The sequence below is a fragment of the Pseudomonas sp. TE21435 genome (genome assembly GCF_056279265.1).
Genome location: NZ_JBWBQZ010000001.1, coordinates 66,471 through 89,505 on the forward strand (window position 1 = coordinate 66,471; position 23,035 = coordinate 89,505).

Sequence of the window (23,035 nt, forward strand, 5' to 3'; positions counted from 1 at the left end):
GCCAGTGGCTAAGCTTCTGTAGGGTGTTTAAAAATGAGTGATCAAAAGCTGAGAGAGCAACCATTGGTCGATAGAATTGAAAACCTGGTTTCTAATCTTGCTGTCAATAGGAACAGTCGTTCTGAGAATGCCCTCTGCAAAGAAATACGCCCGTTGTCAGGTAGTAAAAGAATGGAAGTTGTGCAGGTACTGGCCAGTTTTAATGTTCGTCTGGGTGCAGATGTTGCAGCTCGAGTCCACTTGCCAGTTTATTATCAAGTGCAGTTGATTGGAAGCCTGCTTGCAGATGGTGGAAGTAATACAATCAAGCAGTTCGTTGTTCGGCTGTTCGTACATCGAATGAAGACGGCTGTGGTTATAAAGGAGTTGATGGCTGCGAAATATAGATATCCGAATGCGGTGAGCTTAATGGCGTACTACTATTCAAGTCTCAAGAGGGTTCGGTGTCGTGCTCAAAAAGATGCACTTTTTTTGCTGAGGGATTTCAGAGTAGGTGGAGTTTAGATGATCAAGTGTTAGCAGCTGCCATTCCGGTATGGCTATTTTAATTATCGTATAGTCGTGTTCTAGTTTTATGCTCTGTATCACTAGAGTCTAGCGTGGACTGGATTGAAACCTGCAGCTCCAAATGGATAAAGCCCCGCACGAGGCAGGGCTTTGAACGCGGCAATTTTTATTTGAGGTAACCGTTCTGGCGCATCCGCAAGCTGTAGATCCAGACAGCAACCAGCAGCATTGCTTGTAGGGTGCCCGGGAGTACGTACCAAAAAGCCTGCGGGTAAAAGCTCGCCGGAAGGCGAAAAATTTCTGGGAACATGAGCGGGATCAGCGTCAGCCCAAAGAGCAGTGCCCCAAGCAGGCACCATACGGACTTCGCGCTGCGCCTGTACAACAACACGCTGCTTGTGACGAGTAGAATGCATGACAGTGCTGGAGGCACCAGCATAATCATTGCGAAATCACCCACCCTTGCCATTTCCCATCCTTCGCTGACTAACCAATAGACAATTTTGCAGGTGATGAGCAGGCAGTAGATTGCCGCATACGTGACTAGCATCGGACGTGGAGCGTTTCTTACCTGAGGTGCACTTTTTTCCATAATTTCCAGATCTCATGGCGTGGCGGGTTAATCCGGCCAAAGTGCGCAGTCTACTGGAGGATTGGTGGATCTTGAAGTGGCCTGAAACACCATACTACTTTTCGTACAATGCTTAATCGCACTCATCTGTAAGTTATGCGTTCAAGATGCTTGGAGTTTGCTCTCGACTTAAGCCGCCGGGACTGCCTTGCAGCCCTTTCGCGGCAAAAGGCCGCTCGTACAGGGGGATGCGGCCTCCTGTAGGAGCGGCCTTTTGCCGCGAAAGGACCGCAAAGCGGTCCTGCTCCGCAAACGCCAGCTGCTCAGTTCAACCAACTCAACGCCGGCCCCTGCGGCACGATCCGCGTCGGGTTGATGTGGTTGTGCGAGTAGTAGTAATGCAGCTTGATATGCGCCATGTCGATGGTGCGGTAGATCGCCGGGATCTGCGTCAGGCGCACCAGGTACTGGTACAGCGCCGGGTACTCGGCCAGGGTCTTGTGGTTGGCCTTGAAGTGCACGTAGTACACCGCCTCGTAGCGGATCAGCGTGGGCAGCAGGAACAGGTCCGACAGGCTCAGCTTGCCGCCCACCAGGTACGGCTGCTTGCGCAGCCGGTGCTCGAGGGTGTCCATGGCCGCGAAGAACTGCTTGTAGGCCTCGTCGTAGCTCGCCTGGTCCGGGGCGAAGCCCATGTGGTAGACCATGCGGTTGATGTTGGTGTGCAGCCACTGGTTGAGCTCGACGATGTCGCAGCTGGAGCGGTCGGGCACCAGGTCGATCGGGGTCTTGGCCAGGGGCAGCAGGCGGGTGGCCATCTGCAGCGCCAGCTCGGCCGAATCGTTGTGCACGATGCGGTTCTGCTGGCGGTCCCAGAGCACCGGCACCGACTGGTTGCCGGTGAAGCCCGGGCGCGAACGCTCGTACAGGCTCGACAGCAGGGTGACGTCCTTGTGCAGCGGGTCCTGGTCGTGCTCGTCGAACTCCCAGCCCTGGTCGTGGCGGCGCGCCGCCACCGAGGTCACGTCCAGTGCATCTTCCAGACCCAGCAGGCTCTGCACCAGGTGCACCCGGTGCGAGAACGGGCAGGCGTGGGAGATGTACAGGTGGTAGCGGTTGGGCTCGGCCACCAGTTCGCTGAGGAACAGCTCCTGGACCGACGGGTTGTCTTGGCTGCGGGTCATCTTACCTCCCTACTGCGGTGGCCAGGCTTGGGCATGGGCGCTCGCCGAGGGCGGCGATGCTGTGCTGGATCTTCAGGTTGGCGGCGGCCAGGCCCGCGGCCAGGCTCTCTTCGCCCATGCCCAGGCCTTCGGCGTAGATGAATTCGACGCTGTTCAGGCCGACGAAGCCCAGGGTCTGCGACAGCCAGCCGGCCAGGGTGTCGGTGCCCTGGCTGTAGACGCCGCCGCTGGCGTTGAGCACGTGCACCGGCTTGTCGTCGAGCAGCCCGACCGGGGCGCCGTCGACATAGGTGAAGGTGACGCCGCCGCGCACGATGTAGTCGACCCAGGTGTGCAGGATCGACGGTGCGCCGAAGTTGTAGCGCGGCAGGCCGATCACCACGCGGTCGGCTTCCTGGATTTCTTCGATCAGCTCATTGGACAGCTTCAGCGCCGCAGCCGCCTCGATGCTGCTGGCGTCGCCGCCGAACAGGGCGTCCATGGTCACCGCATTGAGGTGCGGAATGGGCTGGGCGTGCAGGTCGCGCACCGCCACCGAAGCTTCGGGGTTGACCTCTTTGAGCTGCTTGAGGAAGTTGTCCACCAGTTGGCCGGAGAAGCCGCCGTCGGACTTGATCGAGGAGCGGATGACCAGGACCTTGTGATTCATTGCGCGAATCCTTTCTGTGATGTGTGTGATAGCCAGTCTTGAGCAATCGGGCGGGAGTGAAAAGCGCAGATAATCAGGGTATTACCCTTAAGGTTGTCATGTATCGCCAGGGGCTCTGGGCTGGAACGAGCGCGGGGCAAGCCTGCTCCCACAAATCGCGTGGGAGCGGGCTTGCCCCGCGATGAACATGATGGGTGATTACGCCCTTACCACTCCCGCTTGAGCCTGAACTTGCTCAGCTGCGCGCTGGCGATGCGGGTCTGGCTGCCGTCGGCATTGACCCGCCAGGCCTCGGCCTGGGTGAACATCAGGTTGCGGCCGTCGCGGATCACCTTGGCATGGAACAACACCTCGGTATCGCGCGGCGTGGCCGACAGCAGCAGGGTGTTGAAGCTGTTGGTCAGGGCGTACTCGTCAGGCCCCAGCAAGGGCAGGGTGGCGAGCATGCTGGTGACGTCGAGCATCGAGTAGATCACCCCGCCGTGCAGGGTCTGGCTCAGGTTGTCGATGGCATCGGTAACGGTCAGCCGGCAGGTGCACTGGCCGGGGGACTGTTCCAGCATTTCCAGCCCGCAGTAGCGCTGGTAGGCGTGTTCGAGCAGCGCGCGCGAGTGCGCGGCGGCGTGGTCGCTGATGGTGCTCATGGTGTGATCCTTCACAGGTGCCGGGCAATGATTTCCAGCATGATTTCGTGGGTGCCGCCGCCGATGGCCAGCAGGCGGGCGTCGCGGTGGATGCGTTCGACCAGCGAGGGCTCGACGCAGCCGTGGGCGCCATGCAGCTGCACGGCGTCGCGGGCCAGGGTTTCCAAAGTCTGCACGGCGCTGTTCTTGGCGATGGCGACCTGGTGCGCGTCCAGGGTGCCTTCGGCCTGGCGGGCCACGCAGGTGTCGACGAACTGGCGGCTGACCGTCAGCTGCGCGTAGTGCTCGGCCAGGCGCTGGCGGATCACCGACTTGTCGAACAGCGGCTTGCCGCCGACCTGGCGGCTCTTGCACCAGTCGATGGCGGCCTGCAGGGCCATGTCGGCGCTGGTGATGGCCATCACCGCCAGGTTCAGCCGCTCCTGCTGCAGGCTGGCTTGCAGCAGGCGGCCGACGCCGCCCTTGCCGGTCAGGCGCAGCGCTGGCACGTCCACAAGCTCCAGGTCGGCCAGCGGCAGGCAGCGCCAGCCCAGGGCCTGGCGCGGGGTGTGACGGATGCCGGCGGCGGAGCCTTCGACCAGGAACAGCGCCAGGCCGTCCTCGCAGTGGCCGACCATCAGCAGCCAATCGGCACGGGTGGCGTTGCAGATGAACGCCTTGTGCCCGTTCAACCGGTAGCCATCGGCCTGGCGCGTGGCGCGGCACTCCAGGGCACGCAGGTCGGAGCCGGCCTGGCGCTCGGTGATCGCCAGGGCGATGCTCTGGCGGCCGTCGAGCACCGCCGGCACCAGGTCGTGGACGATCGGGTGGCCGGTGGCCTGCACCGCCTTGAGGCTGACGAAGTGCGAGCCCAGGCCCATGGTGATGCCCTGGGCGCCGCTGCGGGTCAGCTCCTCGATCAGCACCGCCACGGCCCGCGGGTCGTCCGGCAACTGGCGGTGGTCGTGGCCCAGGCCGAGCAGGCCGGCGGCGCCGGCCTCGCGGTTGAGCGTGGCCGGGTAGGCGCCGAGCTGCTCCCAGGCCGCCACGTTCGGCGTGATGCGCTCGCTGACGAAGGCCTGCAGGCGCTGGCGGTATGCGTCGGTCATGGCGATCTCCTCAGAACACCGTGGTCAGGGCCAGGTCGTGGAAGCGCTCGACGATCGGCCGGATCCGCGACGAGGTCATGGCGCTGTCTTCCTCGAAGTAGTACAGGTCGGTCATGTCGCGCATCACTTCCAGCATCACCCGCGAACGCTCGGCGGCGCGGATCTCGTAGCGCTGCAGAGCGCTGTCGAGGCGCTCGTCGCAGCAGCCGACCAGGGCCTGGGCGAGCATGAAGGCGTTCTCCAGGCCCAGGGTCAGGCCGTAGCCGAGGGTCGGCAGCATGGCGTGGATGCTGTCGCCGAGCATCACCACGCGGCCGTTCTGCCAGCAGCCGGCGCCGGTCAGGGCCATCATCTTGTGGGTGAGGATCTGCTCGTGCTCGGTGGCTTCCATCATCCGCACCACATCCGGCGGCAGGTCGGCGAACAGCCGCACCAGGCCGTCGCGGTCGAGCAGCGGCTGGTTGCGGTGCTGGTAGGCGGCGAACCAGTAGCGGTACGGGCGGTCGGCCGCCAGCGGGTAGGTGACCACCCGCGAGAACTCCGAGGCGAAGATCTGGCAACGGTCGGGCAGCAGCAGCGGCGAGTCGAACTCGACCATGCCGCGGCTGGCCACCAGGCCCGTGTCATAGGGCGTCAGGCCCGGCTCCAGGCACTGGCGCACGGTGGAACCGACGCCATCGCTGCCGATCACCAGGTCGAAGTCTTCCTGCTCGCCGTTGCTGAAGGTGACCCGCGCCTGTTCGCCGACCTTCTCCACCTTCTCGCAACCCATCTGGTAGCGGATCTGCCCCGGCGCCAGGCGTTCGCGCAGCAGGCCGAACAGCTCGGGGCGTGGGAACATCACCGCCGGCGCCGGGATCCCCAGGCCATCCGGGCGCACCGGCTGGCTGTGGATCAGGCGACCGTCGCGGCCATGGGTGTCGAGGAACTCGATGGCCTTGCCGCGGCCGATGAAGCCGGTGTCGTTGAACAGGAAGCGCAGCACCTGCACGCCCTGGGGCCAGACGTAGATGCCGGTGCCCGAGTCGCGCGGGCCATGGGCCCGCTCGTACACCGTGGCCTCGAGGCCGAAGCGCTTGAGAATCAGGGCGCAGGCCAGGCCATTGAGGCCGGCGCCGATGATCGCGATCTTCATGCGGCCACCTCGCTCAAGGTGTTCCAGCTCTGGCCGCTCATGCGGTAGCGGCGCTGCAGCAGGCACAGGCTGGTCAGCTCCATCAGCATCGGGTCGAGCAGGCCTTGTTCCTGGGCGCTGAGGGTCGGCAGTTGCTTGAGCAGGCTGCGTACCTTGGCCGCGTCGAAGAACGGCAGCGCGTCCAGGTCACGGCTGTGCAGGGTGTCCTGCACCAGTTGCCACAGGCGGCCTTGCTGCTGCAGGGTGGCCGGCGGCGCGCGGAAGTAGTGCTTCTTGCGCTCGTACAGGGCCTTGGGCAGGTAAGGGCGCATGGCTTCGCGGAACACGTACTTCTCGGTGGCGCCGCGCACCTTCATCCACACCGGCAGCTGGCAGGCCAGCTCGACCACGTGGTGGTCGAGCAGCGGCACGCGGCCTTCGATGCTGTTGGCCATCTCCATGCGGTCGCCCAGGGTGGTGAGGACGAAGTTCGGCAGGTACGACTTGGCCCACAGGTACATGGAGTTGTGCACCGGGTCGCGGTCGGCGAGCTTGCCGTGGTCGAGGCGGTCGAAGAACTGGCGGTACGGGTCGACGCCGGTGAAGTGGTCGCGGAAGTCGCCGCGGTACAGGCTCTCCAGGGCCTTGAACCAGCCGGCCTGGTTGTCCAGCCACGACACGCCGTGCTTGAGCTGGTCGACCATCCAGTGGATGTCGTGGGGCATGTGCGCGCTGGTGTAGCCCTGCTCGTTGGCCTGGATGCGCTGGCGCAGCAGGTCGATGACTTTCGGGTCTTGTTGTTCGTTGTTGTACAGCAGCATGTCGCGGCGGAAGTGCGGGTAGCCGGCGAACACTTCGTCGGCGCCTTCGCCGGTCAGCACCACCTTCAGGCCGGCCTTGCGCACTTCCTTGCTGAGGATGTACTTGGCCACGCCGTGGGCGTTGAAGAACGGCGTCTCGTTGTGCCACACCGCCTGCTCGAAGTTGTCGGCCAGGTCGTCCTGGGTGATCTCGATGGTATGGAAGCGCGCGCCGTTGTGCTCGGCGGCCATGCGCGCGAAACGGTTCTCGTCGTAGTCGTCCATGTCGGTGAACGACAGGTTGAAGGCGTCCAGCGGCTCGCCCTTGAGGGCGGTGGCCATGCCCAGCATCGCCGAGGAGTCGATGCCACCGCTCAGGTACACGCCCATCGGTACGTCGGCGCGCAGGCGCAGGCGCACGGCTTCTTCGATGGAGGCGCGCACGGCCTCGATCATGCCGGCCTCGTCGCTCGGCGCCGGGGTGTCGCGGCGGGCGAATTCCATGTCCCAGTAACGGCCGCTGTGCAGGCCGCCGTGGTCGACCATCACCCAGCACCCCGGCTGCACGCTGCGCACGCCTTCGAACAGGGTGTGGTCGCGCAGGTAGAAGGCGCGGCTGGCATAGGCGTTCTCGTCCCAGGTTGGGTTGACGCCGGCGGCCAGCAGGGCCTTGATCTCGGAGGCGAAGTACCAGTTGCCTTCGTGCTGGGTGTAGAACAGCGGCTTGATGCCCAGGCGGTCGCGCACCGCCAGCATCAGGCGGCGACGACGGTCGAACAGGACCATGGCGAACTCGCCGCGCAGCTCCTTGAGCCCGGCCATGCCGGAGCGGCGGTACAGGTGCAGGGCGATCTCGCTGTCCGAGGCGGTCTTGAAGATCGCGCCTTCGGCCTGCAGCTCGGCGCGGATGCGCTCGTGGTCGTAGAACTCGCCGTTGACGATCACCGCCAGGTCGCCTTCGTCGGCGACGATCGGCTGCATGCCGTTGTCCAGGCCGATGATGCTCAGGCGGGTATGGCCAAGCACGGCGCGCTCGCCCGGGTCACGCCACAGGCTGTGCTCGTCCGGGCCGCGGTGGTTGATGGCGGCCAGGGCGTCGAGGATCGACTGGTCGCTGATGCTGTTGCGTTTGGACTGGTAGACACCGATGAAACCACACATGGCAAAATCCTTTTCTCATAGGTCGGGCGTCGTCGGCGACGCCGGAACGGCGCGGGCTTCGTGGTCCGCGCACCCAGGGTTCATTGCGCCCAGTCGGGGCGGCTGCGTTCGAAGAAGGCGGCAAGACCGTGCTGGCCCTCGCTGGAGGTGCGCAGGCGGGCGATCAGCTGCAGGTTGCAACCCTGCTCGTCGAGCAGGTGGTCGCGGCCTGCCAGGCGCGCCAGCATCTGCTTGATCTCGCGACTGGCCTGGGGGCCGGTCTGCAGCAGGGTGGCCAGCCAGCGGTCACGGGCCTGCTCCAGCTCGGCGGCGGGCACCAGGCGGTGGACCAGCTGCAGGCGCAGCGCGTCCTCGGTGCCGAACACCTCGGCCGAGAGCATGTAGCGCCGTGCCTGGCGCACGCCCATGGCGCGCACCACGTAGGGGCTGATCAGGGCCGGGGCCAGGCCCAGGCGCGCCTCGCTGAAGCAGAAACGCGCATCCTCGGCGGCCAGCACATGGTCGGCGCAGCACAAGAGGCCCAGGGCCCCGCCGAACACCGCGCCGCGGGCCAGCATCAGCACCGGCACCGGGAAGTCGTCCAGGCGCTGCAGGACGTTGGCCAGCAGGCTGGCGTCCTCCAGGTTGCGCGCATGGTCGAACTCGCGGCTGCGGCGCATCCACTCCAGGTCCGCCCCGGTGCACAGGTGCTCGCCGGCGCCGTCGAGCACCAGGGCGCGCAGCCCGGGGTGCTCGACGAGGGCCTGCAACTGCTCGTGCAAGGCCCCGAGCAGGGCCTCGTCGAGGGCGTTGCCGGCATGCGGACGGTTCAGGGTCAGGCAGGCGACCGCAGGTTGCGGCCAGCTCAGCAGCACGTCGCTCATGGTCGTCAGCTCGCCATCTTCAGGGACAGGGCGGTGCTCTCGTACTGACGGCGATAACCCTCGCAACCGCCGTAGCGGAAGGCGCCGCCGGTGACGTACGGCGTGCTGTAGTCGGCCACGGCCGGGTGGTTGTCGCCGTAGAACCAGCTGCTGTACTGCTCATGGCCCAGGCGGGTGCGGCTGGCCAGCATGCGCGCATGCGCCTTGCGCCGCGAATGGGCCTGGTAGCCCGGCACCACGGTGGCGCTGAAGAACTCGCCGACGCTGCCCGAACCGTAGCTGAACAGGCCGATGTTGCGCCCGGTCAGGTCCTCGTCGCTGTTGTCCAGCAGCGACAGCAGGGCGATGTACAGCGAGGCGGTGTAGCAGTTGCCGATGGCCTTGCCGTACAGCTGGCTGGTGGCGTAGGCCTGCTCGCCCAGGGCCTTGGCCGCTTCGGGTTCGATCGCCTCGAACACCGAGAAGGCCTTCTTCGCCATCTTGGTGAACGGCTGGTGGAAGCACAGGAAGCTCATGTCCTCCAGGCCCAGGCCGCCATCGGCGCGGTAGCTCTGCCAGGCGTTGCGCAGCGACTCCAGGTAGACCTCGATCGACAGTTTGCCGTCGACCAGCGCGGTGCTGCGCAGGTTCGGCCGCCAGAAGTCCGAGACGTCCAGGCTGTAGCGGCCCTGGTGCGGGTGCAGCTCCAGCAGGCGCGGGTTCTCGGCCACGATCATGGCCACGGCGCCGGCGCCCTGGGTGCATTCGCCCTCGGAGTTCTGCTCGTAGCGGGCGATGTCGGTGGCGATTACCAGCACCTTTTCGTGAGGACGCTGGGCGACCAGCGCACGGGCCATCTGCAAGCCGGCGGTGGCGCCGTAGCAGGCCTGCTTGAACTCCACCACGCGGCAGTCGGCGCGCAGGCCGAGCAGGCTGTGGACGAACAGGCCGGCGGCCTTGGACTGGTCGATGCCGCTCTCGGTGGCGAGGATCACCGTGGCGATCGAGGCGCGGGTGGCGTCATCGAGCAGCGGCAGGGCGGCGTTGGCCGCCAGGGTCACGATGTCTTCGTCCGGGGCCGGCACGGCCATGAACTCCTGGCCGATGCCGACCAGGTACTTCTGCGGGTCGATACCATGCCGTTCGGCAAGTTCTTCCAGTGCAAAAAAGTGTTGCGGTACAGACAGCCCAATATCATCAATGCCGATTTTCATGTGTATGCCCAATTATTTTTCACTGTTGAAAAAATCCCAAAATACACAACCGGTCTTGTTGTTCCGGTGCCAGTCCCTGCTGGCCATTTAATTATTGCGGCTGAAGCTTTTGCCAAAAAAAGCGAATAATTCAGATGGGATTGATGACGCCTGTTCATGGTTTTCCGGGGGCGGAAAGTTTGCATTTTATTTATCGCGCGCAGGCGTGCGCCCCGTGATTCCACGCGGCTTATGCAAAGGGGTGATGAACAGATTGTCGAACAATAGGGCAATTAAAATTTTCAATTGTTTTAATATGAAAATTTTATGGCGGTGTTGTCGCCTGATTGACCTGTTGTTTCGGCTATATATTTATGCCGTATCGCTTGTGCATATCTGCATGGTCGGGACTTCCTTGTCCATTATTCATCCATTAGTGCCAGGCACTGTGCGGGACGTTGTTGTCGCACGAAGCGTGCCTGGGCGAATAGTGACAAAAAGTGCGCGCATCGCGGCACGGTCTTCATGTGTTGGCGGCAGCTGTGGTACAACGCCGCAGGACAAAGGAATCGTCGCCCGGTTTCCGGGCACACAAGGAGGTAGTGGTGTTTTCCAAGATCAGTCTCGATCAGTGGCGCGCGTTCGTCTGCACGGTCGAGTGCGGCGGTTTCCAGCAGGCCGGCGAGCACATGTACAAGTCGCAGTCGGCGATCAGCCATTCGGTCAACCGCATGGAAATGCTCCTGGGCCAGGAGCTGTTCATCATCGAAGGGCGCAAGGCCGTGCTCACCTCGCTGGGCAAGGCGCTATTGCCCCAGGCCAAGCACCTGCTGGGCGCGGCGCAGAAGCTCGAGCACCTGGCTAACCAGTACCAACCCGGGTTGTTCACCGAGCAGGCGCTGGCGGTGGATGTGCTGTTCCCCATCGAATTGCTGCAACAGGCATTGCAGGAGTTCGCCCTGGAGTACAAGGATCACCGTATCCGCCTGTACGAGACGGCGTTGTCCGGGGCTCGCGAGTTGCTCGAGGACGGCAAGGTCGAGCTGGGCATCGCCAGCAGCCTGCCCTCGGGGTATCTGCAGGAGTTCTTGCTGAATGTCTCGTTGATCTGCGTGGTGGGGGCCAGCCACCCGCTCAGCGAGGCGCAGGGCGAGTTGAGCCTGGACGACATGAAGAACCACCGGCAGGTGGTGATCCGCGATTCCGGCACGCGCAATTCGCAGAACAGCGGCTGGCTGGGGACCTCGCAGCGCTGGACGGTGAGCAGCCTGGCGGCGGCCGAGAGCTTCGTCGAGCGGGGGATGGGCTTTGCCTGGCTGCCGGAGCACCGGGTGCAGCAGGGGTTGGCGCAAGGGCGGTTGGTGCGGGTCAACCTGCAGCATCAGCGGGAGCGGGAGGTGCCGATGTACATGGGGTATCCCGAGGAGTACCGGCACAGTCCCGAGGTGCGGTTGCTGGCGCAGATACTGCGGGAGCGGTGCCGGGAGTATCGGCCGGGGTGATGGCTTGCTCGCACGCTATTCGAGGTGTTCGCCGGTAGTGGTGCAGCGCCTACGAGACCGAGCGCCGCCCGCGCGGCGCATCGCGGATGAATCCGCTCCTACATTTGTTGCAACGTACCGAACCTGTCAGGCCATGGTTGCCCGCCTTGGCGCAGGGCTTGAGACAGGTGGGGCGGCAGAAGCGCCCACCGGAAAACCGCGTCATGCACACGAGGCTAACAACCATGGCCTATCAGGCATGGTCACGTTGCAACAAATGTAGGAGCGGATTCATCCGCGATGCGCCGCGCGGGCGGCGCTCGATCTCCCAGGCGCAGAATCTCTCTCGGCGAACACCCCAGATCCCCCAGAATCTCATGTCGGATCTTTCCGAACCTGAAACCAAATGCTTCAGCCAGCAAAGCTTGGGAACTATCCTACGCGCTTGCCGGAAGCTGCTGCGTTGTCGGGGAAATACCCCACGGATAACTTCACTGGGTCGCCATATCAGGTGACCGGGCGTGAGAACCCGAGGCGTAAATTATCGGCAATCCAGTTATGGCAGCCGTGCCCGGGCAGACTTCGGTCTGGCCGAGTTTCTCTTGCGCCTCGGTTTCTCACCCCGTGCACGGCTGCCACCCTTTGTCCCGTGAGAAAGGCGCCGGAGGGCAGCATTCTTGAACCGCGCAGGAGTGTTGACTATGAAAAAGATCGTCCCAGACCCACCCCGTCTAGCCCCCTTCATCGCAATCCGCCCGACCCTCACCCGCGAAGAAGCCATGACCGCCGCCGTCGAAGTGGCCACGGCTATTTCCGATGTCCTCGATATCTACTTCAAGACCGACCCTGGCGAAGCCCAGGACCGTCTGTTCGCCGCCAGCGACTACCTCGGCCAGCTGGCCTGTGCCTTGCTCGAACACAAGCCAGAGGTGCAGCCATGACCAACGCACGTACCGCGGGCCGGACCCGTTGCATGGACCTGTTCAAGGTCGAGCCGGGCGTTCCCTTCGCGGATGCCTTCAGCGAGTTGTCGGTGCTGCTTGGCTGCATTCGCCACCTCACCTGCGAGGCCGAGATGGAAGGCGACCTGATGGCGGGCAGCGCAGCGCGCATGTTGAGCGCCATGGCCAAGGCGTTGATCGATGACATGGAGCTTGGTATGAACCGCCGCTGTTGATCCGATGGCCCTATCGCGGGGCAAGCCCGCTCCCACGCCCTTGCAAACAACGCATTCAGGCGTGGGAGCGGGCTTGCCCCGCGATAGGGCCGGTGTTGCCAATACCTTACCCGCGCAGATCACTCGGCAGGAAATCCCGCTCCGGCTCGTAATCCAGCTTCAGGTACCCCGCCAATTCGCGCAGGTCCTCCGGGCTCAGGCTGCCAGCCTGCTGCTTGAGCCGCAGGCTGTCGACGATGTACGCATAGCGCGAGACGTTGTAGTCACGCACCGCGTTGTACAGGTCGCGCTGGGCATCGAGGATATCGACGATGTTGCGGCTGCCCACCTCATACCCCGCCTCGGTGGCCCGCAACGAGCCCTGGCTGGAGATGATGCTCTGGCGCCGCGCCCGTACCTGCTCGACATCGCTGACCACCGCGCGGAAGGCGTTGCGCGACCCTTCCAGCACCTCGCGTTCGAGGCTGGTGCGGCCGTACTCGGTACGCGCCAGCTCATGGGTGGCCTGGCGCACCCGCGCGCTGGTGCCGCCGCCGCTGAACAGCGGCAGCTTCATCTGCACCATCACCGAGCTGTCGCGCTGGTTGCCGGGGCGCTGGCCGAAGTGCGCGCTGGAGTCCATCAGGTCGCTGTCACCCTCGGCGTAGCCCATGGCCAGGTTGAAGGTCGGCAGGTGATCGGCCTTGCTGCTGCGCAGGGTCTGGCCGGCCTGGCTAACGGCGGCCTGGCTGGCGCGCAGGCGCAGGTTCTGCGCCATGGCCTGCTCGACCCAGGCCTCGGCGCGCTCGGGCACCGGCGCCTGCACCGGCAGGCTGTGACGGATCCCGGCCAATGCCGGCTGGGCCTGGCCGGTCAGGCGCATCAGTGCCTGGTAGGCGTCCTCGCTGCGGCGCTGGCTGTCGATCAGGTTGGCGCTGGCGCGGTCGAAGCTGGCCTGGGCCGAGAGCATGTCGTTCTGGTCGGACAGGCCGGCGTCGTAGCTTAGCCGGGTCTGTTGCAGCTGGCGGTCGAAGGCGCGCAGCTCGGCCTTGGCGGTGGCCAAATTGTCCTCGGCCAGCAGGGTGTCGAAGTAGCGGCTGGCGGTGTCGAGGATCAGCTGCTGCTGGAATGCCGAGAAGTCCAGTTCGGCCTGTTCGTTCTCGGACTGCGCGGCCTTGTAGTCGAACCAGCGGCTGAGGTCGAACAGCGGTTGGTCGAGGCTCAGGCGGTACAGGCTGCCGCTGCGTTGCTCGACCTGGCGGCGGTCGCTGCGCACGTCGCCGGCCTCGGCATCCAGGGCCACCTGCGGCAGCAGGCGGGCGCGGGCCAGGGGCACGGCCTCGCGGCGGGCCAGGTAGTTCTCGCGGGCGGCGGCCATGTCGCTGTTGTGCTCGACCACCTGGGCGTACACCGACATCAGCGTCGCACGGTCGGCGGCAACGGCCTGGGCCAGGGGCGCCAGCAGCAGCAGGGGCAGAAGGGTCATACGTAGCATGTCGTTTCTCTTTATTCGGGCCGGCCGCTCCCAGGGGCAGCCGGTCATGGCTGCCACAGGGGAGGGCGGGCTAAGGGGTCAGGCCGGCTGGGTGTAGGCGGCCAGTTCCTGCAGGCGTGGGTCTTCGCTGGCACGGTGGTCCTTGGCCAGCAGCGAGTACACGGTGGGCAGGATGAACAGGGTGAACAGCGTACCGACCAGCATGCCGATGACGATCACCAGGCCCAGGCTGAAGCGGCTGTGGGCACCGGCGCCGCTGGCCAGCAGCAGCGGCACCAGGCCCACCACCATGGCCGCGGTGGTCATCAGGATCGGCCGCAGACGGATCTGCGCGGCGCGTTCGATGGCCGTGCGGCGGTCGAGCTGGTCGGCCTGCTGCAGCTCGTTGGCGAACTCGACCATGAGGATGCCGTGCTTGCTGATCAGGCCGACCAGGGTCACCAGGCCGATTTGCGTGTAGATGTTCACCGTGGCATAGCCCAGGTACAGCGGGATCAGCGCGCCGCACACCGACATCGGCACGCTGACCAGGATCACCAACGGGTCGCGCAGGCTTTCGAACTGCGCCGCCAGCACCAGGTAGATGACCAGGATGGCGAAGATGAACGTCACCACCAGGGCGCTGCCTTCCTGGACGAACTGGCGGGCATCCGACAGCCAGTCATGGCTGAAGCCGGTGGGCAGGGCATCGGCCTGGGCGGCGAGGAACTGCACCGCGTCGCCGATGCTCACGCCCGGCGCCGGCACCGCCTGCAGGGTGGCCGAGTTGAGCTGGTTGAACTGGGTCAGCTTGTTGGGCTCGATCGACATGTCGAAGCTGACCAGGGTCGACAGCGGCACCTGGGCGCCGTTGGCGGCCTTGACGTACTGGCCGACCAGCATCTCGGCCGACAGGCGCTGGGCCCGTGCCACCTGCGGGATCACGTCGTAGGAGCGGCCGTCGAGGGCAAAGCGGTTGACGTAGTTCTCGCCCACCAGTACCGCCAGGGCGTCGCCGATGGCCTGCATGCTGATACCCAGGTCGTTGGCCTTGCTGCGGTCGATGTTGATGTTGACCAGCGGGCTGTTGAAGTCCAGATCGCTGTCGACCACGGCGAACAGGCCGCTGGCCATGGCCGCCTGCTTGATCTTGTCCATGGCGTCGAACACCACGCGGTGGTCCTGGGAGCTCTGGATCACCATCTGCACCGGCAGGCCGCCGGTGGAGCCGGGCAGCGGCGGCAGCTGGAAGGCGAAGATGGCCACGCCCTCGATCTCGCCCACGGCTTTCTGGATCTCGGCTTGCAGCTGGTCGGCGCTGCGCTGGCGCTTTTCCCAGGTGCTCAGGTTGGCGCCGCCGAACGCGGTGCGCGGGCCGTCGTTGCCGTTGACCACCCAGGTGATGTCGGTTTCCGGGAAGGTGGCGAACAGGCGGTCCATGCGGTGCGCGTACATCTGGGTGTAATCGATGTTGGCGTACTGCGGGGCCTTGGCCACCGCCAGCACCTGGGCCTGGTCCTCGACCGGCGCCAGTTCGCGCTGGGCGCCGAGGTAGAGGATCGGCAGGCTGACGAACACCGCCACGGCGATGGCCAGGGTGACCCAGCGGTGGTGCAGGGACACGTCAAGCAAACGGCCATAGCCGTTGCCCAGCCAGTGGAAGAAACGCTCGGCGCCACGCGCCATCGGCCCTTCGCTGGCCTGGCGGTTGAGCAGGAAGGCGCTCATCACCGGCGACAGGGTCAGCGCCACCACGCCGGACACCACCACGGCGCCGGCGAGGGTGAAGGCGAACTCCTTGAACAGCGCGCCGGTCAGCCCGCCCATCAGGCCGATCGGGGCGTACACCGCGGCCAGGGTCAGGGTCATGGCGATCACCGGGCCGGCGATCTCGCGGGCGCCGACCAAAGCCGCATGCAACGGCGTCTTGCCTTCCTCGATATGCCGGTGCACGTTCTCCACCACGACGATGGCGTCGTCCACCACCAGGCCGATGGCCAGGACCATCGACAGCAGGGTCAGCAGGTTGATGCTGAACCCAAACAGGCTCATGATCGCCGCCGCGCCGATCAGCGACAGTGGGATGGTCACCAGCGGGATCAGCACGCTGCGCAGCGAGCCGAGGAACAGGAAGATCACCACGGCGACGATCACCACGGCCTCGACCAGGGTCTTGACCACCTCGTCGATGGACGCCTGGATGAAACGCGCCACCTCGAACACGATGTTGGCGGTCATGCCCGGCGGCATGGTCTCGCGGATCTGCGGCATCATTTCCTGCACTGAGCCGACGATGGTCAGCGGGTTGCCGGCGGGGGTGGCGTGCAGGCCGATGAACACCGCAGGCTCGCCGTCCATGATGCCGCTGGTGTCGTAGGAGGTGGCGCCGAGCTCGGCGGTGCCGATGTCGCTCAGGCGGATCAGCGTGTCGCCGTCGCGGCGCACCACCATCTGGCGGAACTGGTCGACGCTGGTCAGGTCGGTGTTGATGTTGATGTTGGCCGAGACGTACTGGCCCTTGGTCTGCCCGGGGGCGGCCTGGAAGTTGTTCTGGCGGATGGCCTCGGCCACGTCGCTGGCCGACAGGTTGCGCGCGGCCATGCGCGCCGGGTCCAGCCACAGGCGCATGGCCAGTTTCTGGCCGCCGAGGATCTGCGCCTCGGCCACGCCGTCGATGGCCGCCAGGCGCGGCTGCACCACGCGGGAGATGTAGTCGGTGATCGCCGGCAGGCCGATGTCCTTGCTCGAGAAGCCGACGTAGATCACCGCCGTGCCTTCGCCGGAAGACTTGGCCACCACCGAGTCGTAGGCGCCTTCGGGCAGGCGGTACTTGACCTGGTTGACGGCGGCCATGATCTCGGTGAGGGCCTTGTTGGAGTCGGCATTGAGCTTCAGGCGCACGCTGATGACGCTCTTGCCCTGGGTCGAGGTCGAGCTCAGGTAGTCGACGCCGTCGACCGAGGCCACGGCCTGCGAGATGGGCTGGGTGACGAAGCCCTGCATCAGCTGCGAGCGGGCGCCGGGGTATTCGGTGGTGATGGTGATGGTCGCGCTTTCCAGCTGCGGGTACTGGCGGATCGGCAGGTTCAGCAGCGCCAACAGGCCAAGCATGACGATCATCGCGCAGACCACCAGGGTCAGTACCGGGCGGCGGATGAACAGGTCGGTGAATTTCATGGTGCTACAGGTCCTTTTCAGTGGCACGCAAACCCATTACTGCTGGGCCAGGTCCGGCTTGCGCGGGGTGCTGGCGGCCAGGGTGTCATCGGTGACCCGCACCGGCATGCCGTTGCTCAGGCGGATCTGCCCCGAGACCACCACGCGGTCGCCCGGGGTCAGCGCGTCGAGCACCACCACGCGATCGTCGCGGCGCGCGCCGAGCCTGACGAACACCTGCTCCACGCGCAGGGCGCCGTCCTTCTCGCGCAGCACGTACAGCGAGTTGCCGTAGGCGCTGTAGCTGATCGCCGTCTCCGGCACGCTCAGCACATCGGCGTGGCTCGGCAGCTCGATGCTGACGTTGGCGAACATGCCCGGCTTGAGTTGCTGGCCGGGGTTGTCGAGGGTTGCCTGCACCAGCATGGAGCGGGCGCCCGGGTCGATCTGCGGCTCCAGGGTGGTGACCGCGGCGACAAAGCGCTGCTGCGGCCAGGCGTCGACCTTGAGGGTGATGGCTTGGCCCGCCTGCAGGGCGGCGGCGGACTGCTCGGGCAGCGGGAAGTTGACGTGCAGGCGCGACAGCTCGGTGAGGGTTACCAGGCTGTCGCCGGGGCTGACGTACTGGCCGAGGTTGACCTTGCGGATACCCAGCACGCCGGCGAACGGGGCGCGGATGGTCTTCTGCGCGATCTGCGCCTGGACCTGGGCGATCTCGCCGAGCAGCTGGTCGTAGTTGGCCTGGGCCTGATCCAGCTGGGCCTGGGTGGAGGCCAGCGGCAGCACCTTGCGCGTGCGCTCCAGGGCCAGCTTGGCGTTCTTGGCCTGGGCCTGCAGCTTGGCCAGCTCGCCGCGTTCGGGCGCGTCGTTGAGCTTGACCAGCACCTGGCCTGCGGCCACGGCCTTGCCGGCGGTGAACTCCAGCGCGGTGATACGCCCGCCGACCTCGGGCGAGACATTGACCTGGTGTACCGCCTCCAGGGTGCCGACGGCGCTGAGCACCTGCGGCATCGGGCCCGACTGCACGCGGGCGATTGCCACCGGGGTGGCGTTGGCCTGGGCGGCGGGGGCGTCGTTGGCCACTACCGCCGGGGCGGGCAGCAGGGCCATGGCCAGCAGCGACAGGGAAGTGCCGGCGGCGATCCAGTAACGGTTTTTCATTGGGCGGCTCCTTGTGCCTGGTTCTGGTTGGCACGGACCTGGATGAAGGTCTGGCGCAGTTGCTCGAGGCTCAGCGCGCCGGGGACCAGGTAGCGGCCGTCGATCACCAGGCTGGGCACCGAACTGATGCCCAGGCGCCGGCCCTGGGCCAGTTCTTCCTCGAGCATCTGCGGGGCCTGCTGGTCGAATGCCGTGGCGAAGGCCTGCGGGTCGAAACCGGCTTCGGCGGCCACCGCCAGCACGGTGGCGCGGTCACCGATGTTGCGGGCCTGCACCAGGTGGGCTTCCTGCAGGCGGTCGAACATACGCTCGTGGCCTTCGTTGCCGCCCAGGGCCTTGGCGGTCTGGCAGGCCAGGCCCGCGAGCAGGCCGGTGGGGTACTCGAAGTCCTGCTGACGCATGGCTTCGATGTTGATGCGCTTGACGTCCTCGGCACGCGAGCACGACAGCCAGTGGCTGAGGATGGTCTCTTTGGCCTTGGGCATCGAGCCGAAGCGCTCGACCATCGCCTCGCGGCTGGTCTGCAGGATGAAGCTGCGGTGCTGCACGTCCAGGTTCAGTTCGTCCTGCAACTGCTTCAGGCGCGGGGCGAGGACGAAGCACCAGCCGCAGACGACATCGTGGAAGAATTCGACTTTCAGGGGTGACATGGCAGTGATCCGGTTTCAGGGAGGGATGGCCGCACTATCCACAGCGCCCCGGCAAGAAAAAAGCGACAAAAGTGCCGCAAACCCTCTCATCCCCTTCATCGATGGCCGCCCGGCCCGGCCGCGAGCGGGTAGAATGGCGCTTTTGCCTGACCGTAGCCGACATGAGCCCAGCCATTGCCACCCTCGAGCAGCACCTGCTCGCCGCCCTCGACCCTGCCCCCCAGGAGACTCGCCGCCTGTTCCATGGCCGTGGCCGCTGCTGGCCGGGGCTTGAACAGATCACCGTCGACTGGCTCGACGGCGTGTTGCTGGTGGCGCTGTTCCGCGAGCCGCCCGAGGGCCAGCTGGCCGAGCTTGAAGCAATGCTGATGGCGTTGGCCGAGCGCCCGCAGTGGAGCGGCCAGGCCATCCTGCTGCAGCACCGCTACCTGCCCGACAGCCCTGGGCAGTGGCTGTGGGGCGCGCCGTGCCAGCAGCGCGAGGTGGTCGAGGATGGCCTGAAGTACCTGCTCGACCTGGGCGTGCGACAGAACAACGGCCTGTTCCTCGACATGCGCTACGGCCGGCGCTGGGTGCGCGAGCAGGCGGGCGGCAAGCGCGTGCTCAACCTGTTCGCCTATACCTGTGGTTTCTCGGTGGCCGCGATTGCCGGCGGCGCCGAGCAGGTGGTCAACCTGGACATGGCCAAGTCGGCGCTGTCCCGTGGCCGCGACAATCACCGGCTCAATGGCCATGACGCCTCGCGGGTCGCATACCTGGGGCATGAGCTGTTCAAGTCGTGGGGCAAGGTGCGCAAGTACGGGCCGTACGACCTGATCATCATCGATCCGCCGACCTTCCAGCGCGGCAGCTTCGTGCTGACCCAGGACTACGCCAAGATCCTTCGGCGTTTGCCGGAGTTGTTGACTGAAGGCGGCACGGTATTGGCCTGCGTCAACGATCCGGGGATCGGGCCGCAGTTTCTCATCGAGGGGATGGCCGAGCAGGCGCCGGGGCTGGCGTTCGTCGAGCGGCTGGAGAATCCGCCGGAGTTTCCCGATGCGGATCCGGAGGGTGGCCTGAAGGCGCTGGTGTTTCACCAGGGGTGATCAGTAGCCCTTACCGGCCTATCGCCGGCAAGCCGGCTCCCACAGGAGATCGCGTTCCCAGTCGGAGCAACTGTCTTGTGTTGTTTGTAGTGGCCTCATCGCTGGCAAGCCAGCTCCCACAGGGATAGCGCAAGGGTTGAGGTTTGCGCGTTCGGTGTGGGAGCCGGCTTGCCGGCGATAGGCCGGTACAGGTCAGTGATCAATGGCTGGTATAGATCTGGTCGAACACGCCACCGTCATTGAAGTGGGTCTTCTGCACAGTACGCCAGTCGCCGAAGGTCTTCTCCACCGACAGGAAGTCGACTTTCGGGAAACGGTCGGTGTACTTGGCCAGCACGGTGGCGTCACGCGGACGCAGGTAGTTGTTCGCGGCGATCTCCTGGGCCTCCGGCGACCACAGGTACTTCAGGTATTCCTCGGCCACGGCCTGGGTACCTTTCTTGGCCACCACCTTGTCGACCACGCTCACCGGCGGCTCGGCCTCGGCCGACACGCTCGGGTAGACCACTTCGAACTGGTCGCGGCCGAACTCGCGGGCGATCATCTCGGCCTCGTTCTCGAAGGTCACCAGCACATCGCCGATCTGGTTGGTCATGAAGGTGGTGGTGGCGGCGCGGCCACCGGTGTCCAGTACCGGGGCCTGCTTGAACAGCTTGCCGACGAAGTCGCGGGCCTTGCTTTCGTCACCGCCCTGCTTGAGCACGTATCCCCAGGCCGAGAGGTAGGTGTAGCGGCCGTTACCCGATGTCTTCGGGTTGGGCACGATCACCTGCACGCCGTCCTTCAGCAGATCCGGCCAGTCCTTCAGCGCCTTGGGGTTGCCCTTGCGCACGATGAACACGGTGGCCGAGGTGAACGGCGCGCTGTTGTTCGGCAGGCGCGTTACCCAGTTGTCCGGCACCAGCTTGCCGTTGTCGGCCAGGGCGTTGATGTCGGTGGCCATGTTCATGGTGATCACGTCGGCCGGCAGGCCATCGATCACCGCGCGCGCCTGCTTGCTCGAGCCGCCGAAGGACATCTGCAGGTTGACCTTTTCGTTGTGCTCCTTCTCCCAGTGCTTCTGGAACGCCGGGTTGTAGTCCTTGTAGAAGTCGCGCATCACGTCGTAGGACACATTGAGCAGGGTAGGGGCGGCCTGGGCGAGGTTGCCCAGGGCCAGGCCCGCGGCGAGCAGCGAGGCACTGAAGAGTTTTTTCACTGGGGGCATTCCTTGTTCTGATTCAAAGGGTTGGCGATATGCCAGCGACTATAGCGTTTGGCGCTATGGTGGCTAAAGACCAAATGGCTCTTTGCTTATGCTTGCCCTGCATTGGGGATGCTGCCTATTGCTTGGGAAACAACGCATTGCCACAGCGCGAACAGAACGCCGCGCCATGCTCGTGGTGGTGCTTGGCACAGGTCGGGCAGTCATGCTGCAACTGTTCGCCGCGCATGGCATTGGCCAGTTCGGCGGTGAAGATCCCGGTGGGCACGGCGATGATCGAGTAACCGGTGATCATCACCAGCGACGACAGCACCTGCCCCAGCGGCGTAGTCGGCACGATATCGCCGAAGCCCACGGTGGTGAGGGTGACGATGGCCCAGTAGATGCCCTTGGGGATGCTGGTGAAGCCATGCTCCGGCCCTTCGATCACGTACATCAACGTGCCGAACACGGTCACCAGGGTCGACACGCTGACCAGGAACACGATGATCTTCTGCTTGCTGCCCTGCAGCGCCGCCAGCAGGTAGTGGGCCTGCTTGAGGTAGGGGCTGAGCTTGAGCACGCGGAAGATCCGCAGCATGCGCACCACGCGGATGATCAGCAGGTACTGGGCGTCGCTGTAGTAAAGGGCGATGATCCCCGGCACGATCGCCAGCAGGTCGACCAGCCCGTAGAAGCTGAAGGCATAGCGCAGTGGCTTGGGCGAGCAGTACAGGCGGGTGATGTATTCGGCGAGGAAGATCGCGGTGAAGCCCCACTCGATCCCGGCCAGCAGCCCGGCGTAATTCTGGTGAACGTCGTCGATGCTGTCGAGGATCACCGTCACCAGGCTGGCCAGGATGATCAGCAGGAGAATCTTGTCGAAGCGTCTGCCAGCCGTGGTGTCGGTCTGGAAGACGATGACGTAGAGCCGCTCGCGCAGGCTCGCAGGGTTGTCCATGGGCTCGTTCCAATAGGTGGATGGGCAGAGCCTAGGGGCTGGGTATCAGCTGTGCAAGCGGGGTGCGTTGCGGCGCTGGTTGACCTGGACCAGGTGGTTGCCCAGGTGCATCAGCCAGCACGCGGCCACAAAAGGCGCGGTCAGCCCGGAAATCGGCAGCAGGTTGAACAGCGGCTGCAGCAGCAGGGCGCAGGCGATGGCGAGCAAGGTCATCCAGGGTTTCTCACCCTGGCGGCTGAAGGCCAGGGCTGCCAGGGCGGCGTTGAAGCCATACAGCCCCAGCCACGCGGCCTGCGTTTCTCCAGCCAGCAGCGCGACACCACCGCCGATGGCCGAGCCGATCAACGCCCAGGTGGCGGCATAGGGGTTGGCGAAGTACATGCCGATGACGATCAGCAGGCCGGCCATGGGCTTGTCGAGCAAAAAGATCTGCCCTACGCCGCGCAGCAGGGCATACACAGGATCGGCTTCGACATAGCCGTTGGCCGACGGCTCGGTCAGCAGCAACGCGGCCCAGCCCAGCAGCACGAAGGGCGCGGTGTAGGCGATCAGCAGCTTGCCGCCGCGCTTGCGCCATTGGTGGGTGAGCATGCTCGACAGGCCGCCGGCGGCGATGATCAGCGGTGGCAGGATCGCCGACCAGGGCAGTACGGCGCTGATCAGGATGCCGATCAGCACGCCGTTGTAGCAGTACAGCCCGGCCTGGCGGTCGGCGCGGTCGTAGCCGCGGCGTTGGGCGGTAAGCAGGCCGGCCAGGGCGCCGAGCAGGGCGCCGCCGACCAGGTTCGGCGCGGTCAGCAGGATGGCCAGCAGGCAGCACAGGCCGCACAGGGGATTGCGCAGCAGCAGCACCTGGCTGAAACCGTTGAGCAAGGCCGTGGCCCAGTCGGGGCACGGGTTGACGAAATTCTTGGTGTACATGGGCAGTCGGTAAGGTGAGTGGGGGAGCGGTGGGCCTCTTCGGGCCTCGGT

At 65.2% G+C, this 23,035-nt stretch carries 21 protein-coding genes; 5 read left to right on the forward strand and 16 right to left on the reverse strand.

The window, feature by feature from the left end; all coding sequences use genetic code 11:
* Positions 1 to 33 precede the first annotated feature (33 nt).
* The gene (locus ACZ9C1_RS00330) at positions 34 to 504 is read left to right on the forward strand and encodes a hypothetical protein (protein ID WP_476253372.1); all 471 of its coding nucleotides are present in this window, start codon (positions 34 to 36) and stop codon (positions 502 to 504) included.
* A 169-nt stretch (positions 505 to 673) separates the two neighbouring features.
* On the opposite strand, the gene ACZ9C1_RS00335 is transcribed toward ACZ9C1_RS00330, so the two are convergent.
* The 9 genes from ACZ9C1_RS00335 to ACZ9C1_RS00375 form a co-directional block, all read right to left on the reverse strand.
* On the reverse strand, positions 674 to 1,057 hold the full coding sequence (locus ACZ9C1_RS00335) for a hypothetical protein (RefSeq protein WP_476253373.1): 384 nt from the start codon (positions 1,055 to 1,057) through the stop codon (positions 674 to 676).
* 344 nt (positions 1,058 to 1,401) lie between these two features.
* Complete coding sequence (locus ACZ9C1_RS00340; RefSeq protein ID WP_023629105.1) at positions 1,402 to 2,262, reverse strand: glutathione S-transferase C-terminal domain-containing protein; 861 nt, start codon at positions 2,260 to 2,262, stop codon at positions 1,402 to 1,404.
* 1 nt (position 2,263) lies between these two features.
* On the reverse strand, positions 2,264 to 2,911 hold the full coding sequence (locus tag ACZ9C1_RS00345; RefSeq protein ID WP_023629104.1) for an FMN-dependent NADH-azoreductase: 648 nt from the start codon (positions 2,909 to 2,911) through the stop codon (positions 2,264 to 2,266).
* Positions 2,912 to 3,117: 206 nt separating this feature from the next.
* On the reverse strand, positions 3,118 to 3,555 hold the full coding sequence (locus ACZ9C1_RS00350; RefSeq protein WP_028692820.1) for a PaaI family thioesterase: 438 nt from the start codon (positions 3,553 to 3,555) through the stop codon (positions 3,118 to 3,120).
* Between the two features lie 11 nt (positions 3,556 to 3,566).
* Positions 3,567 to 4,643, reverse strand: coding sequence for an acyl-CoA dehydrogenase family protein (locus tag ACZ9C1_RS00355; protein WP_062360728.1), 1,077 nt, complete (start codon positions 4,641 to 4,643; stop codon positions 3,567 to 3,569).
* A gap of 10 nt (positions 4,644 to 4,653) precedes the next feature.
* Positions 4,654 to 5,778 (reverse strand): FAD-dependent oxidoreductase, encoded by a 1,125-nt coding sequence (locus tag ACZ9C1_RS00360; protein WP_038705689.1) that lies wholly within the window; start codon positions 5,776 to 5,778, stop codon positions 4,654 to 4,656.
* Entirely contained in the window at positions 5,775 to 7,718 is a 1,944-nt protein-coding gene (gene asnB, locus ACZ9C1_RS00365; protein WP_476253374.1) for an asparagine synthase (glutamine-hydrolyzing), read from the reverse strand. Before asnB ends, ACZ9C1_RS00360 begins: the two co-directional genes overlap by 4 nt.
* An 80-nt stretch (positions 7,719 to 7,798) precedes the next feature.
* Positions 7,799 to 8,581 (reverse strand): enoyl-CoA hydratase-related protein, encoded by a 783-nt coding sequence (locus ACZ9C1_RS00370; protein ID WP_102683556.1) that lies wholly within the window; start codon positions 8,579 to 8,581, stop codon positions 7,799 to 7,801.
* Positions 8,582 to 8,586: 5 nt separating this feature from the next.
* Positions 8,587 to 9,774, reverse strand: a complete 1,188-nt coding sequence (locus ACZ9C1_RS00375; RefSeq protein WP_476253375.1) for a hydroxymethylglutaryl-CoA synthase — start codon at positions 9,772 to 9,774, stop codon at positions 8,587 to 8,589.
* Between the two features lie 584 nt (positions 9,775 to 10,358).
* Between ACZ9C1_RS00375 and ACZ9C1_RS00380 the strand changes: the two genes are divergently transcribed.
* The 3 genes from ACZ9C1_RS00380 (at position 10,359) to ACZ9C1_RS00390 (ending at position 12,411) form a co-directional block, all read left to right on the forward strand.
* Entirely contained in the window at positions 10,359 to 11,255 is an 897-nt protein-coding gene (locus ACZ9C1_RS00380) for a LysR family transcriptional regulator (RefSeq protein WP_046856506.1), read from the forward strand.
* A 680-nt stretch (positions 11,256 to 11,935) separates the two neighbouring features.
* Entirely contained in the window at positions 11,936 to 12,175 is a 240-nt protein-coding gene (locus ACZ9C1_RS00385) for a hypothetical protein (RefSeq protein ID WP_110704541.1), read from the forward strand.
* Entirely contained in the window at positions 12,172 to 12,411 is a 240-nt protein-coding gene (locus ACZ9C1_RS00390; RefSeq protein WP_476253376.1) for a DUF3077 domain-containing protein, read from the forward strand. Before ACZ9C1_RS00385 ends, ACZ9C1_RS00390 begins: the two co-directional genes overlap by 4 nt.
* A gap of 106 nt (positions 12,412 to 12,517) precedes the next feature.
* Here ACZ9C1_RS00390 and ACZ9C1_RS00395 read toward each other — a convergent pair whose 3' ends face one another.
* The 4 genes from ACZ9C1_RS00395 to ACZ9C1_RS00410 form a co-directional block, all read right to left on the reverse strand.
* The gene (locus tag ACZ9C1_RS00395) at positions 12,518 to 13,876 is read right to left on the reverse strand and encodes a TolC family outer membrane protein (protein WP_476253377.1); all 1,359 of its coding nucleotides are present in this window, start codon (positions 13,874 to 13,876) and stop codon (positions 12,518 to 12,520) included.
* Positions 13,877 to 13,963: 87 nt separating this feature from the next.
* The gene (locus ACZ9C1_RS00400; RefSeq protein WP_277503271.1) at positions 13,964 to 17,041 is read right to left on the reverse strand and encodes a MexW/MexI family multidrug efflux RND transporter permease subunit; all 3,078 of its coding nucleotides are present in this window, start codon (positions 17,039 to 17,041) and stop codon (positions 13,964 to 13,966) included.
* Between the two features lie 36 nt (positions 17,042 to 17,077).
* Positions 17,078 to 18,181 carry an efflux RND transporter periplasmic adaptor subunit gene (locus tag ACZ9C1_RS00405; RefSeq protein ID WP_457378289.1) on the reverse strand — a complete coding sequence of 368 codons (1,104 nt, stop codon included), beginning with the start codon at positions 18,179 to 18,181 and terminating at the stop codon, positions 17,078 to 17,080.
* Positions 18,178 to 18,831 carry a DsbA family oxidoreductase gene (locus ACZ9C1_RS00410; RefSeq protein WP_046856501.1) on the reverse strand — a complete coding sequence of 218 codons (654 nt, stop codon included), beginning with the start codon at positions 18,829 to 18,831 and terminating at the stop codon, positions 18,178 to 18,180. Before ACZ9C1_RS00410 ends, ACZ9C1_RS00405 begins: the two co-directional genes overlap by 4 nt.
* A gap of 161 nt (positions 18,832 to 18,992) precedes the next feature.
* On the opposite strand from ACZ9C1_RS00410, the gene ACZ9C1_RS00415 reads away from it, so the two are divergent.
* Complete coding sequence (locus ACZ9C1_RS00415) at positions 18,993 to 19,919, forward strand: class I SAM-dependent methyltransferase (RefSeq protein WP_476253378.1); 927 nt, start codon at positions 18,993 to 18,995, stop codon at positions 19,917 to 19,919.
* Between the two features lie 199 nt (positions 19,920 to 20,118).
* On the opposite strand, the gene ACZ9C1_RS00420 is transcribed toward ACZ9C1_RS00415, so the two are convergent.
* The 3 genes from ACZ9C1_RS00420 to ACZ9C1_RS00430 form a co-directional block, all read right to left on the reverse strand.
* Positions 20,119 to 21,117: a sulfate ABC transporter substrate-binding protein gene (locus ACZ9C1_RS00420; protein WP_102683548.1), complete on the reverse strand. Its 999-nt coding sequence runs from the start codon at positions 21,115 to 21,117 to the stop codon at positions 20,119 to 20,121.
* Positions 21,118 to 21,241: 124 nt separating this feature from the next.
* Positions 21,242 to 22,063, reverse strand: coding sequence for an ion transporter (locus ACZ9C1_RS00425; RefSeq protein WP_102683547.1), 822 nt, complete (start codon positions 22,061 to 22,063; stop codon positions 21,242 to 21,244).
* Between the two features lie 45 nt (positions 22,064 to 22,108).
* A complete protein-coding gene (locus tag ACZ9C1_RS00430) occupies positions 22,109 to 22,984 on the reverse strand; it encodes an urea transporter (RefSeq protein ID WP_139672574.1) in 876 nt (291 codons plus the stop codon).
* Positions 22,985 to 23,035 lie beyond the last annotated feature (51 nt).

Bases quoted from the DNA above. Each gene is read 5' to 3' on its own strand.
- ACZ9C1_RS00425 (WP_102683547.1), bottom strand. From the start codon at position 22,063: ATGGACAACCCTGCGAGCCTGCGCGAGCGGCTCTACGTCATCGTCTTC.
- ACZ9C1_RS00330 (WP_476253372.1), top strand. From the start codon at position 34: ATGAGTGATCAAAAGCTGAGAGAGCAACCATTGGTCGATAGAATTGAA.
- ACZ9C1_RS00375 (WP_476253375.1), bottom strand. From the start codon at position 9,774: ATGAAAATCGGCATTGATGATATTGGGCTGTCTGTACCGCAACACTTT.
- ACZ9C1_RS00430 (WP_139672574.1), bottom strand. From the start codon at position 22,984: ATGTACACCAAGAATTTCGTCAACCCGTGCCCCGACTGGGCCACGGCC.
- ACZ9C1_RS00410 (WP_046856501.1), bottom strand. From the start codon at position 18,831: ATGTCACCCCTGAAAGTCGAATTCTTCCACGATGTCGTCTGCGGCTGG.
- ACZ9C1_RS00355 (WP_062360728.1), bottom strand. From the start codon at position 4,643: ATGACCGACGCATACCGCCAGCGCCTGCAGGCCTTCGTCAGCGAGCGC.
- ACZ9C1_RS00340 (WP_023629105.1), bottom strand. From the start codon at position 2,262: ATGACCCGCAGCCAAGACAACCCGTCGGTCCAGGAGCTGTTCCTCAGC.
- ACZ9C1_RS00345 (WP_023629104.1), bottom strand. From the start codon at position 2,911: ATGAATCACAAGGTCCTGGTCATCCGCTCCTCGATCAAGTCCGACGGC.
- ACZ9C1_RS00385 (WP_110704541.1), top strand. From the start codon at position 11,936: ATGAAAAAGATCGTCCCAGACCCACCCCGTCTAGCCCCCTTCATCGCA.
- ACZ9C1_RS00400 (WP_277503271.1), bottom strand. From the start codon at position 17,041: ATGAAATTCACCGACCTGTTCATCCGCCGCCCGGTACTGACCCTGGTG.
- ACZ9C1_RS00350 (WP_028692820.1), bottom strand. From the start codon at position 3,555: ATGAGCACCATCAGCGACCACGCCGCCGCGCACTCGCGCGCGCTGCTC.
- ACZ9C1_RS00405 (WP_457378289.1), bottom strand. From the start codon at position 18,181: ATGAAAAACCGTTACTGGATCGCCGCCGGCACTTCCCTGTCGCTGCTG.
- ACZ9C1_RS00390 (WP_476253376.1), top strand. From the start codon at position 12,172: ATGACCAACGCACGTACCGCGGGCCGGACCCGTTGCATGGACCTGTTC.
- ACZ9C1_RS00335 (WP_476253373.1), bottom strand. From the start codon at position 1,057: ATGCTAGTCACGTATGCGGCAATCTACTGCCTGCTCATCACCTGCAAA.
- ACZ9C1_RS00395 (WP_476253377.1), bottom strand. From the start codon at position 13,876: ATGACCCTTCTGCCCCTGCTGCTGCTGGCGCCCCTGGCCCAGGCCGTT.
- ACZ9C1_RS00360 (WP_038705689.1), bottom strand. From the start codon at position 5,778: ATGAAGATCGCGATCATCGGCGCCGGCCTCAATGGCCTGGCCTGCGCC.
- ACZ9C1_RS00370 (WP_102683556.1), bottom strand. From the start codon at position 8,581: ATGAGCGACGTGCTGCTGAGCTGGCCGCAACCTGCGGTCGCCTGCCTG.
- asnB (WP_476253374.1), bottom strand. From the start codon at position 7,718: ATGTGTGGTTTCATCGGTGTCTACCAGTCCAAACGCAACAGCATCAGC.
- ACZ9C1_RS00415 (WP_476253378.1), top strand. From the start codon at position 18,993: ATGAGCCCAGCCATTGCCACCCTCGAGCAGCACCTGCTCGCCGCCCTC.